General features: G+C 71.5%; 19 protein-coding genes. 7 read left to right on the top strand and 12 right to left on the bottom strand.

The genetic code is table 11. The annotated features are described in order from the left end of the window. Positions 1–112 precede the first annotated feature (112 nt). On the top strand, positions 113–346 hold the full coding sequence (locus ACIRC0_RS17925) for a hypothetical protein (protein WP_403617103.1): 234 nt from the start codon (positions 113–115) through the stop codon (positions 344–346). A 107-nt stretch (positions 347–453) separates the two neighbouring features. Here the strand turns inward: ACIRC0_RS17925 and ACIRC0_RS17930 are convergent, their stop codons facing one another. Further along, positions 454–846 carry a cupin domain-containing protein gene (locus tag ACIRC0_RS17930; RefSeq protein WP_403617104.1) on the bottom strand — a complete coding sequence of 131 codons (393 nt, stop codon included), beginning with the start codon at positions 844–846 and terminating at the stop codon, positions 454–456. Positions 847–897: 51 nt separating this feature from the next. On the opposite strand from ACIRC0_RS17930, the gene ACIRC0_RS17935 reads away from it, so the two are divergent. Both ACIRC0_RS17935 and ACIRC0_RS17940 read left to right on the top strand, forming a co-directional pair. Next, positions 898–1,896: a GlxA family transcriptional regulator gene (locus ACIRC0_RS17935; RefSeq protein ID WP_403617105.1), complete on the top strand. Its 999-nt coding sequence runs from the start codon at positions 898–900 to the stop codon at positions 1,894–1,896. Beyond that, a complete protein-coding gene (locus tag ACIRC0_RS17940) occupies positions 1,893–2,387 on the top strand; it encodes an LURP-one-related/scramblase family protein (RefSeq protein ID WP_403617106.1) in 495 nt (164 codons plus the stop codon). Before ACIRC0_RS17935 ends, ACIRC0_RS17940 begins: the two co-directional genes overlap by 4 nt. Positions 2,388–2,434: 47 nt before the next feature. On the opposite strand, the gene ACIRC0_RS17945 is transcribed toward ACIRC0_RS17940, so the two are convergent. Next, positions 2,435–3,259 (bottom strand): maleylpyruvate isomerase family mycothiol-dependent enzyme, encoded by an 825-nt coding sequence (locus ACIRC0_RS17945; protein ID WP_403617107.1) that lies wholly within the window; start codon positions 3,257–3,259, stop codon positions 2,435–2,437. Between the two features lie 190 nt (positions 3,260–3,449). Between ACIRC0_RS17945 and ACIRC0_RS17950 the strand changes: the two genes are divergently transcribed. Beyond that, positions 3,450–4,250 (top strand): carbon-nitrogen family hydrolase, encoded by an 801-nt coding sequence (locus ACIRC0_RS17950; RefSeq protein WP_403617356.1) that lies wholly within the window; start codon positions 3,450–3,452, stop codon positions 4,248–4,250. 17 nt (positions 4,251–4,267) lie between these two features. Here the strand turns inward: ACIRC0_RS17950 and ACIRC0_RS17955 are convergent, their stop codons facing one another. Then, positions 4,268–5,584 (bottom strand): nitrate/nitrite transporter, encoded by a 1,317-nt coding sequence (locus tag ACIRC0_RS17955; RefSeq protein WP_403617108.1) that lies wholly within the window; start codon positions 5,582–5,584, stop codon positions 4,268–4,270. Continuing rightward, positions 5,581–6,264 (bottom strand): GntR family transcriptional regulator, encoded by a 684-nt coding sequence (locus ACIRC0_RS17960; RefSeq protein ID WP_403617109.1) that lies wholly within the window; start codon positions 6,262–6,264, stop codon positions 5,581–5,583. Before ACIRC0_RS17960 ends, ACIRC0_RS17955 begins: the two co-directional genes overlap by 4 nt. Positions 6,265–6,472: 208 nt before the next feature. Between ACIRC0_RS17960 and ACIRC0_RS17965 the strand changes: the two genes are divergently transcribed. After that, complete coding sequence (locus tag ACIRC0_RS17965; RefSeq protein ID WP_403617110.1) at positions 6,473–7,375, top strand: D-alanyl-D-alanine carboxypeptidase family protein; 903 nt, start codon at positions 6,473–6,475, stop codon at positions 7,373–7,375. Positions 7,376–7,449: 74 nt separating this feature from the next. Here the strand turns inward: ACIRC0_RS17965 and ACIRC0_RS17970 are convergent, their stop codons facing one another. The 4 genes from ACIRC0_RS17970 to ACIRC0_RS17985 form a co-directional block, all read right to left on the bottom strand. After that, complete coding sequence (locus ACIRC0_RS17970; protein WP_403617111.1) at positions 7,450–8,838, bottom strand: dihydrolipoamide acetyltransferase family protein; 1,389 nt, start codon at positions 8,836–8,838, stop codon at positions 7,450–7,452. Positions 8,839–8,848: 10 nt separating this feature from the next. Further along, positions 8,849–9,826, bottom strand: a complete 978-nt coding sequence (locus tag ACIRC0_RS17975) for an alpha-ketoacid dehydrogenase subunit beta (protein WP_403617112.1) — start codon at positions 9,824–9,826, stop codon at positions 8,849–8,851. 1 nt (position 9,827) lies between these two features. Further along, a complete protein-coding gene (pdhA, locus tag ACIRC0_RS17980) occupies positions 9,828–11,018 on the bottom strand; it encodes a pyruvate dehydrogenase (acetyl-transferring) E1 component subunit alpha (RefSeq protein ID WP_403617113.1) in 1,191 nt (396 codons plus the stop codon). 492 nt (positions 11,019–11,510) lie between these two features. Continuing rightward, positions 11,511–13,082 carry a protein kinase gene (locus ACIRC0_RS17985; protein ID WP_403617114.1) on the bottom strand — a complete coding sequence of 524 codons (1,572 nt, stop codon included), beginning with the start codon at positions 13,080–13,082 and terminating at the stop codon, positions 11,511–11,513. A 380-nt stretch (positions 13,083–13,462) separates the two neighbouring features. Here ACIRC0_RS17985 and ACIRC0_RS17990 point away from each other — a divergent pair, with 380 nt between their 5' ends. Further along, positions 13,463–15,082, top strand: a complete 1,620-nt coding sequence (locus tag ACIRC0_RS17990) for a protein kinase (protein ID WP_403617115.1) — start codon at positions 13,463–13,465, stop codon at positions 15,080–15,082. A 66-nt stretch (positions 15,083–15,148) separates the two neighbouring features. On the opposite strand, the gene ACIRC0_RS17995 is transcribed toward ACIRC0_RS17990, so the two are convergent. Further along, positions 15,149–15,694 (bottom strand): bacterial proteasome activator family protein, encoded by a 546-nt coding sequence (locus ACIRC0_RS17995; protein WP_403617116.1) that lies wholly within the window; start codon positions 15,692–15,694, stop codon positions 15,149–15,151. A 219-nt stretch (positions 15,695–15,913) separates the two neighbouring features. Between ACIRC0_RS17995 and ACIRC0_RS18000 the strand changes: the two genes are divergently transcribed. Next, positions 15,914–17,131 (top strand): hypothetical protein, encoded by a 1,218-nt coding sequence (locus ACIRC0_RS18000; protein WP_403617117.1) that lies wholly within the window; start codon positions 15,914–15,916, stop codon positions 17,129–17,131. A 69-nt stretch (positions 17,132–17,200) separates the two neighbouring features. Here ACIRC0_RS18000 and ACIRC0_RS18005 read toward each other — a convergent pair whose 3' ends face one another. The 3 genes from ACIRC0_RS18005 to ACIRC0_RS18015 form a co-directional block, all read right to left on the bottom strand. Continuing rightward, the gene (locus ACIRC0_RS18005; RefSeq protein WP_403617118.1) at positions 17,201–18,181 is read right to left on the bottom strand and encodes an NAD(P)H-quinone oxidoreductase; all 981 of its coding nucleotides are present in this window, start codon (positions 18,179–18,181) and stop codon (positions 17,201–17,203) included. Between the two features lie 134 nt (positions 18,182–18,315). Next, entirely contained in the window at positions 18,316–19,818 is a 1,503-nt protein-coding gene (locus ACIRC0_RS18010; protein WP_403617119.1) for a molybdopterin molybdotransferase MoeA, read from the bottom strand. After that, the gene (locus tag ACIRC0_RS18015) at positions 19,815–20,702 is read right to left on the bottom strand and encodes an NTP transferase domain-containing protein (protein WP_403617120.1); all 888 of its coding nucleotides are present in this window, start codon (positions 20,700–20,702) and stop codon (positions 19,815–19,817) included. Before ACIRC0_RS18015 ends, ACIRC0_RS18010 begins: the two co-directional genes overlap by 4 nt. Positions 20,703–20,789: the final 87 nt, after the last annotated feature.

Consider the following 20,789-nt stretch of genomic DNA (forward strand, 5'->3'; position numbering starts at 1 on the left):
GCCTGTGGACAACTCGGTGACTGTGCGTACAACCTCTCCTACGGGATGCGCACATGGCGTGACGGAGAGATGCTCGTCTCACACAGGGGGGTCAGTGCAAGGGAGCAGTTCCATGCCTCGTGACATCGACGACCAGATGCGCCGCCCGAGCCGCGACCGCGAGCGCGGTGAGACGAGCGGCGAGGAGATCCGCGACCGGAAGCGCCGCGACCCCGACATCAGCGGCTCCGACCACCCGGACCAGGACCTGGGCAGGCCCGGCACGCGGGGTGACCGCGAGGGCCGGCGCTCGTCCTGGGACGAGGACGAGCTCGACGAGCAGGACAGGCGGGAGGGCTACCGGTAGACCGGTCCGCCCCTGCGCGGTCCCTCGCGGTCAGTCCACGAGTCCCCCGCCGCGCGTGCGGGGGACTCGTCCGTGTCCGGGGCGGCGGATGCCGGGACGGGGCGGGCTCAGGCCAGGGTGTGCCCGGTCGTCGCGTCCACGTGGTCGGGGACCTCTTCATGCCGGTCGCCGACCGTCATGGTGCCGGTGGGTTCGAACAGCAGGATCGATGCCCCGGCGGGCGCGGACGGCTTGTGCTCCGTGCCGCGCGGAACCGTGAAGACGGAGCCCTTGGCAAGGGTGACCGTGCGCTCGCCGGCCGGCTCGCGCAGCGCGATGTGCAGTTCGCCGTCGAGTACGAGGAAGAACTCGTCGGTGTGGTCGTGCGTGTGCCACAGGTGCTCGCCCTCGACCTTCGCGACGCGGACGTCGTAGTCGTTGACGGTCGTGACGATGCGCGGACTCCACAGTTCGGCGAAGGAGGCGAGGGCCGCGGCGAGGGAGATGGGTTTGGGTTCCATGCCGTCATCGTGCGGGGTGACCTGCCGCCGTACGAGTGCTAGAAATCGCATATGCCGCAAGGATCCTCTCAGACGTCGCGCCGGCACCGGGTCGTGCTCGTCGTGGACGAGAACTCCAACCCCTTCGAGATGAGCTGCGCCATCGAGGTGTTCGGCCTACGGCGGCCGGAGCTCGGCCGTGAGCTGTACGACTTCCGGTTGTGCGCCGTCGGGCCCAGGATCCGGATGCGGGACGGCTTCTTCACGCTCACCGACGTCGCCGGGCTCGAGGCGGCCGACGACGCGGACACGCTGATCGTGCCGAACAGGCCCGACACCGACACCCCGCGCTCCCCGAAGGTCCTGGACGCAGTACGCCGGGCGCACGCGCGGGGGGCACGGCTGGTCGGCTTCTGCTCCGGCGCGTTCACCATCGCGGAGGCCGGGCTGCTGGACGGCCGGCGAGCGGCCTGCCACTGGATGTGGGCGGATTCCTTCCGGGCGCGGTTTCCCCAGGTCAGGCTGGAACCGGACGTACTGTTCGTGGACGATGGCGACATCCTGACCGCCTCCGGCAGCGCGTCGGCACTCGATCTCGGCCTGCATGTCGTACGCCGCGACCACGGCGCCGAGGTCGCGAACGCCGTCTCCCGCCGGCTGGTCTTCGCCGCGCACCGCGACGGGGGACAGCGGCAGTTCGTGGAGCGGCCCCTGCCGGACGTACCGGACGAGTCGCTGGCCCCGGTGCTGGCCTGGGCCCAGGAGCGACTGGACGAACCGCTCACCGTCGGCGACCTCGCGGCCCGCGCCGCGGTCAGCCCCGCCACGCTGCACCGCCGCTTCCGCGCCCAGCTCGGCACCACACCACTGGCTTGGCTGACGGGGGAGCGAGTGGCCCTCGCCTGCCGGCTGATCGAGCGCGGCGAGGAGCGGCTGGACGTGGTCGCCGCGCGCAGCGGCCTCGGCACGGCCGCCAACCTGCGGGCCCGGCTCCGGGCTGAGACCGGGCTCAGTCCGTCGGCCTACCGGCGGCGTTTCGGGCCCGCCCCGGGGGAAGCTCTGACCGCATGAGACTTTTCGTACGCGACCGGCTCCTCGGCATCGGCGAAGACTACTGGATCGAGGACCAGGACGGCACCAAGGTCTTCCTGGTCGACGGCAAGGCGATGCGGCTGAGGGACACCTTCGAGCTGAAGGACCCGCAGGGGCGCGTCCTGATCGACATCCACCAGAAGATGTTCGCCCTGCGCGACACGATGATCATCGAGCGCGACGGCGAGCGGCTGGCCACGATCAAGCGCAAGCGGCTTTCCCTGCTGCGCAACCACTACCGCGTCTCGCTGGCGGACGGCACGGAGCTCGATGTCAGCGGCAAGATCCTCGACCGCGAGTTCGCCATCGAGTACGACGGCGAGCTGCTCGCCCAGATCTCCCGGCGCTGGCTGCACGTCCGTGAGACGTACGGCGTCGACATCGTGCGCGAGGACGCGGACCCGGCACTGCTGATCGCGGTGGCCGTGTGCGTGATCCACCTTTCGGACAAGGAGCGGGAGGAGGACTGAGCGGGCCCCGAGGGGCGCCAGGACGCTCGAGGGTCCGCCCGCGTCGTCTACTTCGTCACCGCGAACGAGCGCAGGATCGCCGCCGTCAGCTCCGGGTCGCCCTCCGCCTTGATGCGGTCGGCCACGGCGTCCGCGCTCACCCGACCGCAGGCCAGGCGGACGTACGTCTCCCAGTCGAGCGTCAGCGTCACCGCCGGGCCCAGCGAGGGCGTGCCGTCGATCGAGCCGCGCCCCTCCGCGTCCACCCGCACCGTGCGCAGGAACTCCACGGGGCCGTGCACGTCGATGACGACCGCTGAGCCGGGCGGCGCGCCCGCGCCCTTGGCGACCACCTCCGGCAGGGCGGCCAGCAGCTCGTCCCGGGTGATGTGCGCGCCCGGGGAGTCGAGGTTCCCCGGCCGGCCGAGCGCCGTGCGCAGGTCCTGTTCGTGCACCCAGACGTCGAACGCGCGGTACCGCATGGCCTCTTCGAGAGTCTGTTCGGTGCCGAGCGGGCCGCGCACCTTGGTGCCCGGGTCCCGCGATTCGTTCCGCAGCTGGCGGTTGCGGCGGATGATCGTGTACTCGAGTTCGGACGTCATCTCCGGCGCCGTGTGGTGGCGGCGGACGTCGACCTGCATCTCCATGTAGCGCTGGTGGTCGTTGGTGACGTGGAACAGGTCGCGCGGGAGCGTGTGGATGGGGCGCGGATCGCCGAGCATCTCGCAGTCCATGCCGATGACATGCGAGACCACGTCGCGCACCGACCACGCGGGGCACGGTGTCCGCCGGTTCCACTCGCCCTCCACGAGCGGCTGCACCAGCTCGGATATCGCTTCGATGGAGTGGGTCCAGGCATCGGCGTAGGGCTGAAGAGTGGGATGCAGACTCACGGAACGGGACCCCTCGGCGGTCGGTGCACGGGCGTTGGTCGACGGCGTTGTCGGTGGTTGTACTGCGGGAGGTGGCTGTCAGCGGGTGTCTTGGGACGTTAAGTTACGCTGCTGCGAGGCACCCCGGCAGTGCTTTGGTGTGACGATCGTAGGCCCGTTGAGAAGGCTCGATTACCAGGACGGTGGTAGTGTGCGCGCCTCCCTGATCCAGATGCGGGTGGACGAGGACGAATCGGTCGATTCGCGTCGGCGGCGAGCCGCCTCGCTGGTACGAGATCAAGCCGGAGCCGATCTCGTGGTGCTGCCCGAGCTGTGGACCACCGGGGCCTTCGCCTACGAGCGGTTCGGCGCCGAGGCCGAGCCCCTGGAAGGGCCGACCCACGAGGCGATGGCGAAGGCTGCGGCCGACGCGGGCGTGTGGCTGCACGCCGGCTCGATCCCCGAGCGCGCCCCCGACGGCGCCCTCTACAACACGTCTCTCATCTTCTCCCCCTCCGGTGAACCGGCCGCGTCCTACCGCAAGATCCACCGCTTCGGCTTCGACAAGGGCGAGGCCGTGCTGATGGGTGCGGGGACCGAGCCGGTGACGGTGCGGCTGCCGGGGACGACCGTCGGCGTGGCCACCTGTTACGACCTCCGCTTCCCCGAGCTGTTCCGCTCGCTCGTGGACGCGGGGGCCGAGACGCTCGTGATCCCGGCGGGCTGGCCGGAGCGCCGCCGGTCCCACTGGACGCTGCTGGCCAAGGCGCGGGCGGTCGAGAACCAGGCGTACGTCCTTGCCTGTGGAACGGCCGGAACACATGCGGGGGTTCCGCAGGCGGGTCACTCGATCGTGGTGGATCCGTGGGGGGAGGTCCTCGCCGAGGCGGGCGCGGAGGAGGAGATCCTCACGGTGGAGTTCGACCCGGCGAGGGTGGCGACGACGAGGGAGCAGTTCCCGGCGCTGAAGGACCGGGTCCTGGGCCTGGCGCCCCCGCGTCGTCCGCTCTAGACGGCACCCGGCGCCCCTCACGCAGGGACGTGCACCGTCTCCACCCGGCTGGCGACGAGCCGCTCCCGCTCCCTGCGCGCCGCCCGCTTCCGGAGCCGCAGTATCTGGCTGAGCCCCACCGCCTGGAGCACGAAGACCGCGCAGAACGCCACGGTGTAGTCGTCACCCGTCGCGTCCAGCAGCACCCCGATCGCCAGCAGCGTCGTCATGGAGGCGACGAAACCGCCCATGTTGGTGATCCCGGACGCCGTGCCCTGACGCTCCGGCGGATTCGCCGGCCGGGCGAAGTCGAAGCCGATCATCGAGGCCGGACCGCACGCCCCGAGCACCGTGCACAGCACGACCAGCAGCCACATCGGCGCATGCGCGGCCGGGTAGGCGAGCGTGGCCGCCCACACCGCCGCCGTCGCCCCGACCGTGCCGAGGGCCAGCGGCAGCCGCGCCGCGTGGTGCCGGGCGACGATCTGGCCGTACACCAGTCCGATCAGCATGTTCGACAGCACGACGAGCGTGAGGAGTTCACCGGCCGTGGCCCGGGACAGGCCCTGCGCCTGGACCAGGAACGGCAGGCCCCACAGCAGCAGGAACACCATCGCCGGGAACTGCGTGGTGAAGTGCACCCACAGGCCCAGCCGCGTCCCGGGCTCCTTCCACGACGCCACGATCTGCCGCCGCACGTACGCCGACCCGCGGTGCGGGAACGGCTCCGGCTCGTACCCCTCCGGATGGTCCTTCAGGAAGAGCAGCAGCAGGACGAGGACGACCACCCCGGCGACCGCGCTGCCGCCGAACGCCGCCGTCCAGCCCACTGAGTGCAGCAGCCGGGCGAGCACGAGCGTGGAGACGAGGTTGCCCGCCATGCCCACCAGACCGGCGAGCTGCGCGACCAGCGGACTGCGGCGGGCCGGGAACCAGCGCGTGCCGAGCCGCAGCACGCTGATGAACGTCATCGCGTCGCCGCAGCCCAGCAGCGCGCGCGAGGCGAGCGCCGTCCCGTACGACGGGGAGAACGCGAATCCGAGCTGACCGGCCGTGAAGAGGACGACCCCGATGGTCAGCACCTTCTTGGTGCCGAGCCGGTCCACGAGCAGGCCGACGGGTATCTGCATGCCCGCGTACACGAGCAGTTGGAGGATGGAGAAGGTGGACAGGGCGGACGCGTTCACATGGAAGCGGTCCGCCGCGTCCAGTCCGGCCACGCCCAGCGACGTACGGAAGACGACGGCGACGAAGTAGACCGAGACGCCGATGGCCCACACGGCCACGGCACGTCGGCCGCCCGGCGGATCACCGGGCAGGGACACGGAACGGGAGCTCACCGATCCCGACCTCATCGCACCTCACCCCGCGCCAGGTGGGAGAACCAGCTGACGTGCCGGTGCACGATGTCCACGGCCGCCTCGGCGTCGCCGGACCGCAGCGCCTGAAGGATCTCCTCGTGCTCGGTGAGGGTCTTGGCGATGCGGTCGGGGTGCGAGTGCATGACGGCGACGCCCATCCGCAGCTGACGGTCGCGGAGCTGGTCGTACAGGCGGGAGAGGATCTCGTTGCCGCCGCTGCGCACGATCTCGGCGTGGAAGGTGCGGTCGGTGAGCGCCGCACCGGCCAGGTCACCGGCGGCGGCCTGCTCCTTCTGGCGCGCGAGCAGTTCCTCGAGCCGCTCGATCAGCCCCGGCGGGGCGGGTACGGCCTTGCGGGCCGCGTGTTCCTCGACGAGCTGGCGGGTCTCGATCACGTCCGCGATCTCCTGGGCCGAGACGGCGAGGACGAGAGCGCCCTTCTTCGGGTACAGCTTGATCAGCCCTTCGACCTCCAGCCGCAGCAGCGCCTCGCGCACCGGCGTCCGTGAGACGCCGACCTCCTCGGCCAGCTCACCTTCGGTCAGCAGCGTCCCGCCCTGGTAACGGCGCTCCAGGACACCCCGTTTGACGTGGGTGTAGACGCGGTCGGCGGCGGGGGGTTGTTTGAGGGGCATCTTCTCGGGGACGTGGGCGACGGACGACGCTGCAGGCATGAGCACATCATAGATACAACACGTACGCATGCCGAGGATCGTCCGCCATGTGGACCCGGCACACGGGTCCCGGATTTCACCCGGGCAACCGCACATCCTTTTGTGCTACCTACGAGTCTCACGAGAAGGCGGCCTCGTCATCTGGCCGCACTCCAGGGGCATTTGGATGCATTCAGAGGCATCAGAGACGCAATCGGAGCGTTCAACTTTGATTACCGGCATTAAGGGCACGCGAGTTCGCAGGGCAGTCGCGGCAGTGGTCACCACTTCAGCCGTGCTCACCACCGGAGCCCTCACCGCGGCGCCCGCTCAGGCCGTCACCACGCCCTCGATCGTGGCCGCGGGCGGCTACGCGATGAACAACGCGAACGGCGCGACGCTGTACACGAAGGCCGCGGACACCAGGCGTTCCACCGGCTCCACGACCAAGATCATGACCGCGAAGGTGGTGCTCGCACAGCCGAACCTCAACCTCGACGCCAAGGTGACGATCCAGAAGGCGTACAGCGACTACGTGGTCGCCAACAACGCCTCCCAGGCGCACCTGATCGTCGGCGACAAGGTCACCGTCCGTCAGCTGCTGTACGGGCTGATGCTGCCCTCCGGTTGTGACGCGGCCTACGCGCTCGCCGACAAGTTCGGTTCCGGCACGACGCGTGCGGCGCGCGTGAAGTCGTTCATCGGCAAGATGAACAGCGCCGCCACGAGCCTCGGCCTGAGGAACACGCACTTCGACTCGTTCGACGGCATCGGCAACGGCAGCAACTACTCGACGCCGCGCGATCTGACGAAAATCGCGAGCAGCGCGATGAAGAGCACCACGTTCCGCACGATCGTGAAGACCAAGTCGTACACGGCGAAGACCATCACCAAGTCCGGCACCATCCGCACCATGGCGCCGTGGACCAACACCAACACGCTGCTCAGCAGCTACAGCGGCGCGATCGGCGTGAAGACCGGCTCCGGCCCCGAGGCCAAGTACTGCCTCGTCTTCGCCGCCACCCGCAACGGCAAGACGGTCATCGGCACGGTCCTCGCCTCGTCGTCGATCAGCCAGCGCGCCACCGACGCCACGAGGCTGCTGAACTACGGCTTCGCCCGGCTCGGCTGACACCCGCACACACCAGGGGGCCTGCCGCTGTCGGTCAGCGGCAGGCCCCTTCGCCGTAGGTGGGTTGTCCCGCGCTAGGCCCAGGTGATCAGCCGCTTCGGCTGTTCCAGGATCGCGGCGACGTCCGCGAGGACCTTCGAGCCCAGTTCGCCGTCGACCAGGCGGTGGTCGAAGCTCAGGGCCAGGGTGGTGACCTGGCGGGGCTTGACCTTGCCCTTGTGGACCCACGGCTGGAGCTTGATCGCGCCGACCGCGAGGATCGCGGACTCGCCCGGGTTGAGGATCGGCGTGCCGGTGTCGACGCCGAAGACGCCCACGTTCGTGATCGTGACCGTGCCGCCCTGCATCGCCGCGGGACTCGTCCTGCCCTCCCGGGCCGTGGCCACCAGCTCACCCAGGGCCTCGGCCAGTTGGGGGAGGGTCTTGTCGTGCGCGTCCTTGATGTTCGGCACGATCAGACCGCGCGGGGTGGCCGCGGCGATGCCCAGGTTCACGTAGTGCTTGCGCACGATCTCCTGGTTGGCCTCGTCCCAGGACGCGTTGATGTCCGGGTTCCGCTTGATCGCGACCAGCAGGGCCTTGGCGATCAGCAGCAGGGGATTGACACGCAGACCCTCGAAGTCCTTGTCCTGCTTGAGCTCCTCGACCAATTTCATCGTGCGGGTGACGTCGACGGTCACGAACTCCGTGACGTGCGGCGCGGTGAACGCCGAGCCGACCATCGCCTGCGCGGTGGCCTTGCGGACGCCCTTGACCGGGATACGGGTCTCGCGCCCGCTGTCGTACGTCACCACCGGCGCCGGCGCCTCGACGGGAGCGGGCGCCACCGGGACCGCGGGGGCCTCGGGGGCCGGTGCGGAGGCCACCGCCGCCTGCACGTCCTCGCGCGTGATGATCCCGTCCGGGCCCGAGGGCCGTACCGTCGCCAGGTCGACGCCCAGGTCCTTCGCGAGCTTGCGCACCGGCGGCTTGGCCAGCGGACGGGCCTGCTTGCCGTGCCCGTTCAGGTCGCCCTGGACCACGGAGACGGTCTCCTCGGCCGCCGCCGCGGGCGCCTTGCGGGGGCGACGCCGGGTGGAGGACTCGGCGACGCCGTATCCGACGAGGACCGGCTTGCGGCCCTCCTGCCGGGTCTCCTTCGCGGCGGGCTTCTCCTCCGCCGCCTTCTCGACGGGCGCCTGCGCCTCCTCGGCGGGAGCGCCGCCCGTCACGTCCACCGCGATGATCGGGGTGCCGACGTCCACCGTGGTGCCCTCGGGGAAGTGCAGCTCGCGGACCACCCCGTCGTACGGGATCGGCAGCTCCACGGCCGCCTTCGCCGTCTCCACCTCGCACACGACCTGCCCGTCGGTGACCTTGTCACCCGGCTGGACGTACCACTTGAGGATCTCGGCCTCGGTGAGCCCCTCGCCCACGTCGGGCATCTTGAACTCGCGCACGGACGCGTCAGTCATCGTCGTCACGACCCTCTCCTCAGTACGCCAGGGCGCGGTCGACGGCGTCCAGCACCCGGTCCAGGCCCGGCAGGTACTCCTCCTCCAGCCGCGCCGGCGGATACGGCGCGTGATAGCCGCCGACCCGCAGCACGGGCGCCTCCAGGTGGTAGAAGCACCGCTCCGTGATGCGAGCGGCGATCTCCGCGCCCGAACCGAAGAACACCGGCGCCTCGTGCACCACGACCAGACGGCGGGTCTTCTCCACCGACGTCTGGACGGAGTCGAAGTCGAGCGGGGAGACCGACCGGAGGTCCAGCACCTCCAGCGACCTTCCCTCCTCCTGGGCGGCCGCGGCGGCCTCCTGGCACACCTTCACCATCGGGCCGTACGCGGCCAGGGTCAGGTCCGTGCCCTCGCGCACCACGCGCGCCTTGTGCAGCGGGCCCGGAATCGCCTCGGTGTTGACCTCGGACTTGTCCCAGTAGCGCCGCTTCGGCTCGAAGAAGATCACGGGGTCGTCGCTCTGGATCGCCTGCTGCATCATCCAGTACGCGTCCGAGGCGCTGGACGGAGAGACGATCTTCAGGCCCGCCACGTGCGCGAACAGCGCCTCCGGGGACTCGCTGTGGTGCTCCACCGCCCCGATTCCGCCGCCGTAGGGGATGCGGATGACGACGGGCAGCTTGACCTTGCCCAGCGAGCGGGCGTGCATCTTCGCCAGCTGGGTGACGATCTGGTCGTAGGCCGGGAAGACGAACCCGTCGAACTGGATCTCCACCACCGGCCGGTACCCGCGCAGGGCCAGACCGATCGCCGTGCCGACGATGCCCGACTCCGCGAGCGGGGTGTCGATCACCCGCTCCTCGCCGAAGTCCTTCTGCAGGCCGTCCGTCACCCGGAAGACACCGCCGAGCTTGCCGACGTCCTCGCCCATCACCAGGACCTTGGGGTCCGACTCCAGGGCCTTGCGCAGCGACTCGTTGATCGCCTTGGCGATCGCCATCTTCTCGGCCATGTCACCGTCCCCCTTCTACGTCCGCGAACGACGCCTGGTAGGCGGCGAACTGGGCCCGCTCCTCGTCGACGAGCGCATGCCCGTCCGCGTACGCGTGCTCGAAGATGGCGAAGTGGTCCGGGTCCGGCATGGCACGGACCGCTTCACGCACCCGCCTGCCCAACGCCTCGCTCTCCGCCTCGAGTTCCGCGAAGAATCCCTCGTCCGCGTGGTTTGAGGCCTCGAGGTAGGCGCGCAGGCGGGCGATCGGGTCCTTCGCCTCCCAGGCGGCCCGCTCGTCGTCGAGGCGGTAGCGGGTCGGGTCGTCGGAGGTGGTGTGGGCGCCCATCCGGTAGGTGAACGCCTCCACCAGGGTCGGGCCCTCGCCGTTGCGCGCCCGCTCCAGCGCCCACTTGGTCACCGCGAGGCAGGCCAGCACGTCATTGCCGTCGACCCGCACCCCGGGGAAGCCAAAACCCTGCGCACGCTGGTACAGCGGCACCCGGGTCTGCTTCTCGGTGGGCTCGGAGATCGCCCACTGGTTGTTCTGGCAGAAGAACACCACCGGGGCGTTGTAGACCGCCGCGAACGTGAACGACTCCGCCACGTCGCCCTGGCTGGAGGCACCGTCACCGAAGTACGCGATCACGGCCGAGTCGGCGCCGTCCTTGGCCACGCCCATGGCGTAGCCGGTGGCGTGCAGCGTCTGGGAGCCGATGACGATCGTGTAGAGGTGGAAGTTGTTGCTGTTCGGGTCCCAGCCGCCGTTGTTCACACCGCGGAACATGCCGAGCAGGTTGGTCGGGTCCACGCCGCGGCACCAGGCGACGCCGTGCTCGCGGTAGGTCGGGAAGACGTAGTCGTCGTCGCGCAGGGCCCGGCCGGAACCGATCTGGGCGGCCTCCTGGCCGAGCAGCGAGGCCCACAGGCCCAGCTCGCCCTGGCGCTGCAGGGAGGTGGCCTCGGCGTCGAAGCGGCGGGTCAGCACCATGTCCCGGTACAGCCCGCGCAGCTGCTGCGGCGTGATGTCCTCGACGTACCGGTCGTACTCGGGGTTCGCGACCCGCGTGCCCTCGGGCGTCAGCAACTGCACGAGGTCGGGGTCGCTGCCCTTCTTGGGCGTGTTGCTGGTGGTGCGCTTGGTGCCGGTGGTGCCGGCCTTGCTTCCGGCGCTGCGTCGCGGCTTGCGCGCGGCAGTGCTCTCCACGGTCACGTGTGCTCCTCCGTCGGTCCGGCCCCCGGGTTCGCCGGGTGCCTGGGTTCCCCTCGGCCCGTTCGGGCCGGTGGGAGCGGCTCCGCCTGCAGCGCACGGACGCACGGGGTGGGTGCGGCTCGTCCGAACAGACGTGGAAGGTGCCCCGGCGAGCACCCTGCAAGGGGCACGTTACCCAGCGCGCCACATTTCTGTGAAACCCCTCCTGACCTGGGATTTTGCTTGGAAATCCAAGTAAATCGAGTCAGTCGGGAACAGGTGCTGGTCACAGCCTTGCAGGGGGCCGGAACAACGGCACGTTATCCCGCCCGCCCGGAGCACGGGAAGACGTCATCTGGAGTGACACGGGTGTCATCCGTGGGTCCGCCCCACGGATGACACCGTGTGCGACACGGGCCGGGGCACGACCTGGGACACGCCCGAAAAAAGCCACGCGCGCGTGGCGCCCGTCTTAGGGCCACGCGCGCGTGGTGAGCGTTTCACTGCGGGGCGTCAGGGCACCTGGGGCACGCCCGAGGTGTTGCCGCCGCCCGACGAGCCCGCCGGAGGCGTCGAGCCGCCGGCTCCGCCCGAAGGGGGCGTGTCGGAAGGCTGCCCCTGCGAGGGGTCCGACGGGGTCGGCTGCCCGCTCGTCTGCGGCGCCGTCGTCGAGGGCTCGACCGGCGGCTGCTGGCTGTAGCTCTGCGAGGGCCGGTACGAGGGCGTCCAGTCCGAGTCGCCGCTGGTGTCCGAGTCGTCGCCCGGAGTGGTGGCGGTCTCCTCGTCCGTCGGCGTCTGGCTGGACTGCTTCTCCTCGTGCGACTTCGTGACCGTCGGGGACGTCGTCGGCCCGGTACCGCCGCCGTCCCCCTTGTGCTGCAGCGCCAGCGCGACGCCCGCCGCGATCGCGATGACCGCGAGCACCGCGAGGACCCACAGCTTGCCGCGCCCGCTGCCCTTGTTGCCGTGTCCTTCGAAACCGCCGTCGTCCCCGGAGCCGTATCCGGTGGGCAGGATCGACTGCGGGATCTGCGCGGTGCCCAACTCGCCCGGATGCGGCAGCACCGCCGTGCCGGCGAGGCCCGCGGCCGGGGTGTGCCGGCCGTCGTGCACGCCCACCGGGCCGGTGTTCCAGGTGCCGGTGTGGCCGCCCTGGTCGTAGAGCATCTGCAGCGCGTACTGGACCAGCCCGCGCATCTCCTCGGCGGTCTGGAACCGGTCGTCCGGCTCCTTGGCGAGGGAGCGCATCACGAGCCCGTCCAGCTCCGGCGGCGACGCCCCCTCGGAGATCTGGGAGGGCGGCACCGGGATGTCCTGCACGTGCTGGTAGACCACGGACAGCGGCGTCTCGCCCACGAAGGGGGGCCGCAGCGCCAGCAGTTCGTACAGCAGGCAGCCGGTCGCGTACAGGTCGGAGCGGTGGTCCACGGCCTTGCCGAGCGCCTGCTCCGGGGACAGGTACTGGGGGGTGCCCATCACCATGCCGGTCTGCGTCATCGTCGTGGACGCCCCGTGCAGGGCGCGCGCGATGCCGAAGTCCATCACCTTCACGGCGCCGTTGTTGGTGATGATGACGTTGGCCGGCTTGATGTCGCGGTGCACGATGCCGTGCTGGTGCGAGTAGGCGAGCGCCTCCAGGACGCCCGAGACGATGATCAGGGCCTGCTCGGGGCCGGGTGCCTCGGCGTTGAGCAGCAGGTCGCGGATCGTACGGCCCTCGACCAGCTCCATGACGATGTACGGCACCGACTGGCCGCCCACGACGTCCTCGCCGGAGTCGTACACGGCGACGATCGCGTGGTGGTTGAGCCCGGCCACCGACTGGGCCTCGCGGGTGAAACGCGCCTTGGAGACCGGGTCCTCGGCGAGGTCGGACCGGAGCAGCTTGACCGCGACCGTCCGGCCGAGGCGCACGTCCTCGGCCGCGAACACCTCGGCCATGCCGCCCCGGCCGAGCCTGCGGGTCAGCCGGTACCGGCCGTCCCCGACAAGTCCGCCGTTGCCCCAGGTCTCCGGCGCGTCCGACATCCCGCCGCCAGTCGCCTCGGGGTCGGACGGGCCCTGGGCGCGCTGCGTCTGTGCCATCGGTCCTCGCCGTCGTTTCTGCCCGCGGTCTGCGCGGTGGTTGTTACGGTCTCCGACGGGCCACGCTACAGGCTCCGCGCAAGGCACCGGTCCGAGATGGATTCGAGATGGACCGGCCATCCAACCGTGTACCGGGTCCCACGTGCAAATTCCGTGGGCCTGCCGTACAACCCCTGTAACGCTTCCGCGACGCTTCTTTCGCGTACGGTCACGGAACGGGCACCGAGCTTGACGTGTCCTTGCCCTGGGGCAGACTTGGCCGGGAATGGACCAGTCGATCACGGAGCAGTAGCTGTCGATCGTCGACAACACGGATATTCGATCACGGACCGCGGGAGCACCAGCAGCCGCTGCCGCCGCGCCGATGGGGGACGCAGAACATGAGCCAGGACGGCGCACACGGCCGGTACGCGGGGCGCGCGCTCGCCGGCGGCCGCTACCAGCTGCGCGACTTGCTCGGCGAGGGCGGCATGGCCTCGGTGCACCTGGCGTACGACTCGGTCCTCGACCGCCAGGTCGCGATCAAGACACTCCACACCGAACTGGGACGCGAGCAGGCCTTCCGGGAGCGTTTCCGCCGCGAGGCGCAGGCCGTGGCGAAACTCACGCACACGAACATCGTCTCGGTCTTCGACACCGGCGAGGACGAGCTGGCGGGGACGACGACCCCGTACATCGTCATGGAGTACATCGAGGGCAAGCCGCTCGGCTCGGTCCTCGACGCGGACATCCGGCAGTACGGCGCGATGCCGGCCGACAAGGCGCTGAAGATCACCGCTGATGTGCTGGCGGCCCTGGAGATCAGCCACGAGATGGGGCTGGTCCACCGGGACATCAAGCCGGGCAACGTGATGATGACGAAGCGCAGCGTCGTCAAGGTCATGGACTTCGGCATCGCCCGTGCCATGCAGTCCGGCGTCACCTCGATGACCCAGACGGGCATGGTGGTCGGCACCCCGCAGTACCTGTCGCCGGAGCAGGCCCTCGGCCGGGCCGTGGACGCGCGGTCCGACCTGTACTCGGTCGGGATCATGCTGTTCCAGCTGGTCACCGGGCGGCTGCCGTTCGAGGCGGATTCACCGCTCGCGATCGCGTACGCACATGTGCAGGAGGAGCCGGTGGCTCCGTCCTCGATCAACCGTTCGCTGCCGCCCGCGGTGGACGCGCTGGTCGCCCGCGCGCTGAAGAAGAACCCGAACGAACGCTTCCCGAGCGCCGAGGCGATGCGGGACGAATGCCTGCGGGTGGCCGCGTCGCTCACGGCCGCCGCGCCGAGCATCGTGCCGGGCACGCAGACCCCGAGCGGCGCCGGTGTCAGCTCCGCGGTCTTCCCCCCGGTCGGCCAGTCGGCGGCGGCCCCCGTGGGGCCCGTGCAGACGCCGTACCAGCCCGGCCCGTACGGCGGCCCGGTCCCGTCGCCCCCTTACGGCTACCCGCAGCAGGGCGGCTACCAGACGCCCCCGCAGAACGCCGGGTACGCCCCGCAGCAGTCCGCGGCGACCCCACCGCCGTACCACCTCACCCCGCAGACGCCCGCCACGGGCGGTCAGAAGGGCAACCAGGCCTTGGTCATCGGCTCGGTCGTGGTCGCCCTGGTCGTGATAGTCGGCCTGCTGACCTCACTGCTGCTGCACAACAACGGCAGCAGCGGGGACGAGGCCAACGGGGGCGACGGCGGTGCGAGCACGCCCTCGGCCGTGGCGGCGGGCCACAGGGGCCCGGACACGACGAAGACGATCGAGACGACGAGGTGCACGGAGCCGGAGACGTCGTACGTCGACCCGAAGAAGATCCGGGTGCCCGACTTCTCCTTCAAGAACCTCACGTCGGTCAAGGCGTGCTTCCAGGCAGCGGGCTGGAAGTACACGATCACGCACGAGGACGAGAACACCTACGGCGAGGACACGGTCATGAGCCAGTCGCCGACGGCCGGTACGGACGCCAACCCGAAGAAGATGCCCGTGATCGAGCTCACGGTGTCGACGGGCGACCCGGCGTGAGCCGCTTCTGATGCGACGGCAGGGGCCCGGCACCCTCACGGTGCCGGGCCCCTCGCACGGTCCGCGTCACAGGTACGGGCCGCCCGCCCGGCCACCGGTGCGGCGGTCCTCCTCGCCGTCGGGGGAGCCCACGCCCGGGGGAAGGGCGCGGCGCATCTGTTCCAGCTGGGCGCGTGCCGCCATCTGCTGGGCGAACAGAGTGGTCTGGATCCCGTGGAAGAGGCCCTCCAGCCAGCCCACCAACTGGGCCTGCGCGATGCGCAGTTCCGCGTCGCTGGGGATCACCTCGTCCGTGAAGGGCAGGGAGAGCCGCTCGAGCTCCTCGACGAGTTCGGGGGCGAGACCGTCCTCCAGTTCCTTCACAGAGCTGGAGTGGATCTCCTTCAGACGCTGCCGGCTCGCCTCGTCCAGAGGAGCGGCGCGCACCTCCTCCAGCAGCTGCTTGATCATGCTGCCGATGCGCATGACCTTCGCGGGCTGCTCCACCTGTTCGGTCACCGGGACCTCGCGGGAGTCGTCGTCTCCGGTGCCGCCGAGAGCCATCCCGTCCTGGCCCACGACCAAGATCTTCTGGGCGTTCTCCGACGACCGTTCGTTCCTCGGCATCTCCATGCCGCCATTCTCTCGCACCGATACACCTCATCAGCCAGGTGCCCGGTACGGGGAGTGATCCACCCCACAACCGACAGTTCGGCCTCGGTGCCTCTGGTCGGTGCAGCGGGGGCGCGACGGACGCGACGGACGGCGTACGGCCGAGATGCCGGACGCCGGGGTCCGTGTGACGCTGGTGCCGTTGATCTTGCCGCCCGAGTACGGGAGGGGGTCACTCGCGTGACTCCATGGCCTCGTCCGCCGTCCAGGTTCCGCGCGCTCCGCGTGGCCGTCCTGCCACCGGTGCTCACCACCACGGCCGTCTGCGGTCTGTACGGCATATCCGCCTGCGCCCTCGCGTCCACGGAGGGGCTCCGGCCCACGTACGGCATACGGGCCGCCTCGCACACCACGGGGGCCGTGCGTCAGGCCGGGGCGAAGAGCCCCTTCCACGGCACGTACGTCACCCGAATCGCCTATCCGGCCCACGAATCCATAGCCCGGCTCTCCATAGCCCGGCTCACGGACACCGCGCACACCGTCTCGGCTTCGCCGAGCCGCGCATCCGCCCGGGAAGACACCCCCTCGGCTCCGCCGACCCGCGCATCCGCCGCCGCGCACCCCCTCTCGGCTCCACCGACTCACACCGCCACCCCGGGGCGCACACCCACCGCCGTCACCGTCACCTCCGACCGGCCGATCGACGCCCCCGCCGCGAAGGCCCCGGCGTCCGGGACTGCGGCCGACGACACCGCCGCTCCCCGGCACACGGCGTCCGCGATACCGACGCACCGGTCCACGCCCGCGCCCACCGCGTCCGCCCCACCCACCGGGACAGCCCCGCCCGGACCCGAGAAGCCCCAAGGCCACGGCCGGTCCCATGCCCACGACCAGCCGCGCGGCCACGACAAGCCGCAGGACCACGCCAGGCCGGAAAGACAGGCCTCGCCGCAGGACCACGCCAGACCGGAAAGACACGCCTCGCCGCAGCGCCACGACAAGCCCCACCGCCCCCACCGGCGCCAGGACCCCGTGCGGTCAACCGCCCCCGGACACCCCGTCGACGATCCGCCCTCCGCCGATCCCTCGCCCGACTCCTCCCGGGCCGGCAACTGGGCCGGCGAGGGAAGGGTGCGGCCCGGGCGGCCGGATCCGGAACCACCGGACGAGGACGACGAGCCGGCCTACACGGACCAGGACCCGCCGTCACCGCCGGAGCGGACACCGGACCGGGCAGACCGCGGCACCGCAGACCCGACCACCGGCATCGAGCCGTCCCACGACCCGGCCGACCCCGTGGAGGCCTCACCCAGCCCCTCGCACGGCGCCGCCGGCTCCGCCCGGGAGAACTCCGCCTCGCAGCCCGTGTCCCAGGTCCTCCCCCTCGGCAGCGGCCTGGTCCTCATGGGCCTCGGCCTGGCGCTCGCCCTCCTCGCCCTGCGCCTGCGCCGCGAATGACCCCCGAGGCCACCGCCACCCCACACGACCGGTGCCCACCGGGCCGCCATCACCCCCGGACGACCACGCCTACGGCGCCACCAGCAGCACCTTCCCGACGTGCCCGCTCTCCTCGAGCACCCGGTGGGCCTCGGCCGCGTCGCTCATCGGGACCTCACGGTCCACGATCGGGCGCACGTCACCGGAGGTGATCAGCGGCCACACGTGCTCCCGCACCGCCGCCACGATCGCCGCCTTCTCCCCGAGCGGCCGCGCCCGCAGAGAGGTGGCGGTGATCGCCGCCTGCTTGCGCAGCAGCGTGTTGATGTTCAACTCGCCCTTCACCCCGCCCTGCAGACCGATGATCGCGAGACGCCCGTTCACCGCGAGCGCCTGGACGTTGCGGTCCAGGTACTTCGCACCCATGTTGTCGAGGATGACGTCGGCACCCGCCCCCGCCGTGGCCTGCCGGATCTCCTCGACGAAGTCCTGTTCGCGGTAGTTGATCAGCACGTCCGCGCCCAGCTCGGCGCAGTAGTCCAGCTTCGCCTTGGTGCCTGCCGTGACCGCGACCCTCGCTCCCACCGCCTTGGCCAGCTGGATCGCCATCGTGCCGATGCCGCTGGAGCCGCCGTGCACGAGCAGCGTCTCGCCCGGGCGCAGATGGGCGACCATGAACACGTTCGACCAGACCGTGCAGGTGACCTCGGGCAGCGCGGCGGCGTTCCGCAGATCGAGCCCCTCGGGCACGGGCAGCAGCTGACCGGCCGGTACGGCCACCTTCTCGGCGTATCCGCCGCCCGCGAGCAGCGCGCACACCTCGTCGCCGACGGCCCACCCGGAGACGCCGGGGCCGAGCGCGGCGATCCGCCCGGAGCACTCGAGCCCGGGGTACGGGGACGCCCCGGGCGGCGGGTTGTAGAAGCCCTGCCGCTGGAGGAGATCGGCGCGGTTGACCGCGCCGGCCACCACGTCGACCAGCACTTCGCCCTCGGCGGGTACGGGATCGGGGACCTCTGCCCACACCAGCGCCTCGGGCCCACCGGGTTCAGGAATCGTGATCGCGTACATGAGGGGGACGCTACTCCTCACTGAGGAGCCCCGCCGATCCCCGCGCGGGCGCCCGACGGCATGCCGACACGGATGTTTCACGTGAAACACTCCCCGCTCTGGATCAGCCCGAGGCGAGCTGACCCAGACGGACCTCACCCCGCCAACGCCCAGGGCAGGTCGAGCAGTTCCACTTCCTGGCCGCGATCCGCGCCCCCGGGCGGCACCACCGCGAGGGCGTCCGCGGCGGCGATACCGCGCAGCATGGCGGGGCCGTGGTAGTGCAGCGGTACGGCCTGGTCGGCGCGTACGACGACGGGGATGAGCCGGGTGTCGTGCGGATGACCGTGGACGGAGTCCTTCAGAGGCAGCGCGCACGGCTCCGGCGCCATGCGGCCGGCGAGGGTACGCAGCAGCGGCTCGGCGAGCGTGAGCAGGCCGGAGACGGCCGCGAGGGGGTTTCCGGGCAGACCGACGAGGTGCCGGCCGTCCTCGATCCGCGCGAGGAGCATGGGATGGCCCGGGCGGACCTGCACGCCGTCGACGAGGAGTTCGGCCCCGACGCGTCGCAGGGTGGGGTGGACGTGGTCGACGGGGCCCGCGGCGGTGCCGCCCGTGGTGACGATCAGGTCGGCCACCGAGGACGTCACGGCCTCGTACAGGGCATCGGCGTCGTCGCCGAGCCTGCGGACGGCCGTCACATCGGCGCCGAGTGCGCGCAGCCACGGCGGCAGCATCGGCCCGAGCGCGTCCCGGATCAGCCCGTCCCTGGGCAGGCCCTCGGTGAGCAACTCGTCGCCCAGCACGAGGACTTCGGCGCGCGGCCGGGGCAGCGCCCGCAGGGTGTCGTAACCGGCGGCGGCTGCGAGTCCGAGAACGGCCGGGGTGACGTGGGTGCCCGGCGGGAGCAGTTGTTCGCCGGTGCGGCACTCCTGGCCGCGCGGCCGGATGTCCTGACCCTGCGGGAGTTCTCGGGTGGCGTGCAGCCGCTCCTTGTCGTCGGTGCGGCCGTGCTCGGTGCGCAGGACGGCGGTGGTGTCCGGCGGGACGCGGGCGCCCGTGGCGATCCGCACGGCCTCGCCGTCGCCGAGGGGTGCCGGCTCGGCGTGCCCGGCCAGGACCCCGTGCTCCCGCACGTCCCAGGGGCCGGGGCCGGCGACCGCCCAGCCGTCCATGGCGGAGGTGTCGAAGGAGGGGAGGTCGGTGAGGGCGGTGAGCGGCGCGGCGAGGACCAGGCCGAGCGCCGCGTCGAGGGGCACGTCCAGGGCTGGGCGGCGCGGAGCGGAGCGGGCGGCGCGCTCGGCGACGGCGCGGGCCTCGGGCCACGGCGTCGCGTGGTGCTCGGAGGGGGGTGGGGTGGAGGCGCCGGTGCCCGCCGGGCGGTCCTGGGTGCCGGGGTGCTGCGGTGCGCGGGGGCCGGGCTCGGGCGTACGCGCCTCGGGCCCGGGAGCAGGCGGCCCGGGCTCGGGGGAGCGCGGGTCCGGGTCGCGGACGAGGGCGAGGGCCTCCTCCAGGTCCCGGTCGTGCTGGTCCTGCGGTGAACGGGCGGGGCGGGCCTGCGGACGGCTCGGCTCCCCGCTCTCGTTGGCCACGACCAGCGCCTCCTCCATGTCGCGTTCCTCGGTGTCCAGGTGCCCCTCGGTGCCCCGCCCGGTCATCCGGCGCCCGGCCTGTCCTCGGCGGTGTCCTCGTCGGCCCACCGCAGGGCCAGCGCGGCGGCCTTGCGGGCGGCTTCGGCGACCGCCTCGGGGCCGCCCTTCGCCTGCGCGGCGGCGTAGCCGACGAGGAACGTCGTCAGCGGGGCCGCGGGGCGGGCGACCCCGTGCGCGGCGTCTCGGGCCAGGTCGAGGAGGACGCCGGTGTCGACGTCGAGGTCGATGCCCAGTTCGTCCTTGACTGCGGAAATCCATTCATCCAACACGTGCCCATGCTCCCTGATGCGTGATCGGGCGGTGGCGATGTCGTCCCAGGTGTCGCAGTCGAAGGACGCGACGGGGTCGGAGATGCGGGTGAGGTCCAGCCCGGCGACCAGGCGCCGCAGCGGAAGGCCGGTGAGACCGGTGTGCTCGGTGGTGAGCCGTGCCAGCTCGCGGCGCAGTGCCGCTGTGCGGTAGGCGGCGAGGAGGGGCTGGTCACGCCCCTCGGGGTCGGTCAGCACCGCCCCTTCGGCGCCGCTCGCCCGGAGGGCGTCCAGTAGCCGTCGTACCGTCCGCTCGGTGAGGAACGGCAGGTCGGCGGAGAGTACGACGGCATCCGCGGCCGTGGTCCGCTTCAGGCCCGCTTCGAGCGCGGCGACCGGTCCGGCGCCGGGCGGCTCCTCGCGAGCCCAGACCACGGGGCGCGCGGTGGGCCGGGCACCGGCGACGACCACGGTGGTGTCCGCGTCGGCGCACGCCGCCAGTACCCGGTCGAGCAGCGCCCGTCCGCCGACGCGCACACCGGGCTTGTCGGCGCCGCCGAGCCGCCGGGCGGCACCGCCCGCGAGCACGACGGCGTCGTAGCCGTCGCGGCTGAGGTCGCCCGGGGGCTGGTACGCGGTCATGCCCCCGAGTATGGGCGCCGCATGAATCAATGCCACCCTCGGGGACCTCGGCTGTCCGCGAGGGATCGCTGACAGGGGGCCGGGCGG

It is taken from the genome of Streptomyces sp. NPDC093984 (genome assembly GCF_044764595.1).
GTDB classification, from domain to species: Bacteria; Actinomycetota; Actinomycetes; order Streptomycetales; family Streptomycetaceae; genus Streptomyces; species Streptomyces cynarae.

Excerpts from the sequence above, each read along its gene's own strand:
- ACIRC0_RS17940 (WP_403617106.1), top strand. The coding sequence starts at position 1,893 with ATGAGACTTTTCGTACGCGACCGGCTCCTCGGCATCGGCGAAGACTAC.
- ACIRC0_RS17985 (WP_403617114.1), bottom strand. The coding sequence starts at position 13,082 with ATGGCACAGACGCAGCGCGCCCAGGGCCCGTCCGACCCCGAGGCGACT.
- ACIRC0_RS18010 (WP_403617119.1), bottom strand. The coding sequence starts at position 19,818 with ATGACCGGGCGGGGCACCGAGGGGCACCTGGACACCGAGGAACGCGAC.
- ACIRC0_RS18005 (WP_403617118.1), bottom strand. The coding sequence starts at position 18,181 with ATGTACGCGATCACGATTCCTGAACCCGGTGGGCCCGAGGCGCTGGTG.
- ACIRC0_RS17990 (WP_403617115.1), top strand. The coding sequence starts at position 13,463 with ATGAGCCAGGACGGCGCACACGGCCGGTACGCGGGGCGCGCGCTCGCC.
- ACIRC0_RS17930 (WP_403617104.1), bottom strand. The coding sequence starts at position 846 with ATGGAACCCAAACCCATCTCCCTCGCCGCGGCCCTCGCCTCCTTCGCC.
- ACIRC0_RS17995 (WP_403617116.1), bottom strand. The coding sequence starts at position 15,694 with ATGGAGATGCCGAGGAACGAACGGTCGTCGGAGAACGCCCAGAAGATC.
- ACIRC0_RS17960 (WP_403617109.1), bottom strand. The coding sequence starts at position 6,264 with ATGCCTGCAGCGTCGTCCGTCGCCCACGTCCCCGAGAAGATGCCCCTC.
- ACIRC0_RS17975 (WP_403617112.1), bottom strand. The coding sequence starts at position 9,826 with ATGGCCGAGAAGATGGCGATCGCCAAGGCGATCAACGAGTCGCTGCGC.
- ACIRC0_RS18015 (WP_403617120.1), bottom strand. The coding sequence starts at position 20,702 with ATGACCGCGTACCAGCCCCCGGGCGACCTCAGCCGCGACGGCTACGAC.
- ACIRC0_RS17935 (WP_403617105.1), top strand. The coding sequence starts at position 898 with ATGCCGCAAGGATCCTCTCAGACGTCGCGCCGGCACCGGGTCGTGCTC.
- ACIRC0_RS17955 (WP_403617108.1), bottom strand. The coding sequence starts at position 5,584 with ATGAGGTCGGGATCGGTGAGCTCCCGTTCCGTGTCCCTGCCCGGTGAT.
- ACIRC0_RS17925 (WP_403617103.1), top strand. The coding sequence starts at position 113 with ATGCCTCGTGACATCGACGACCAGATGCGCCGCCCGAGCCGCGACCGC.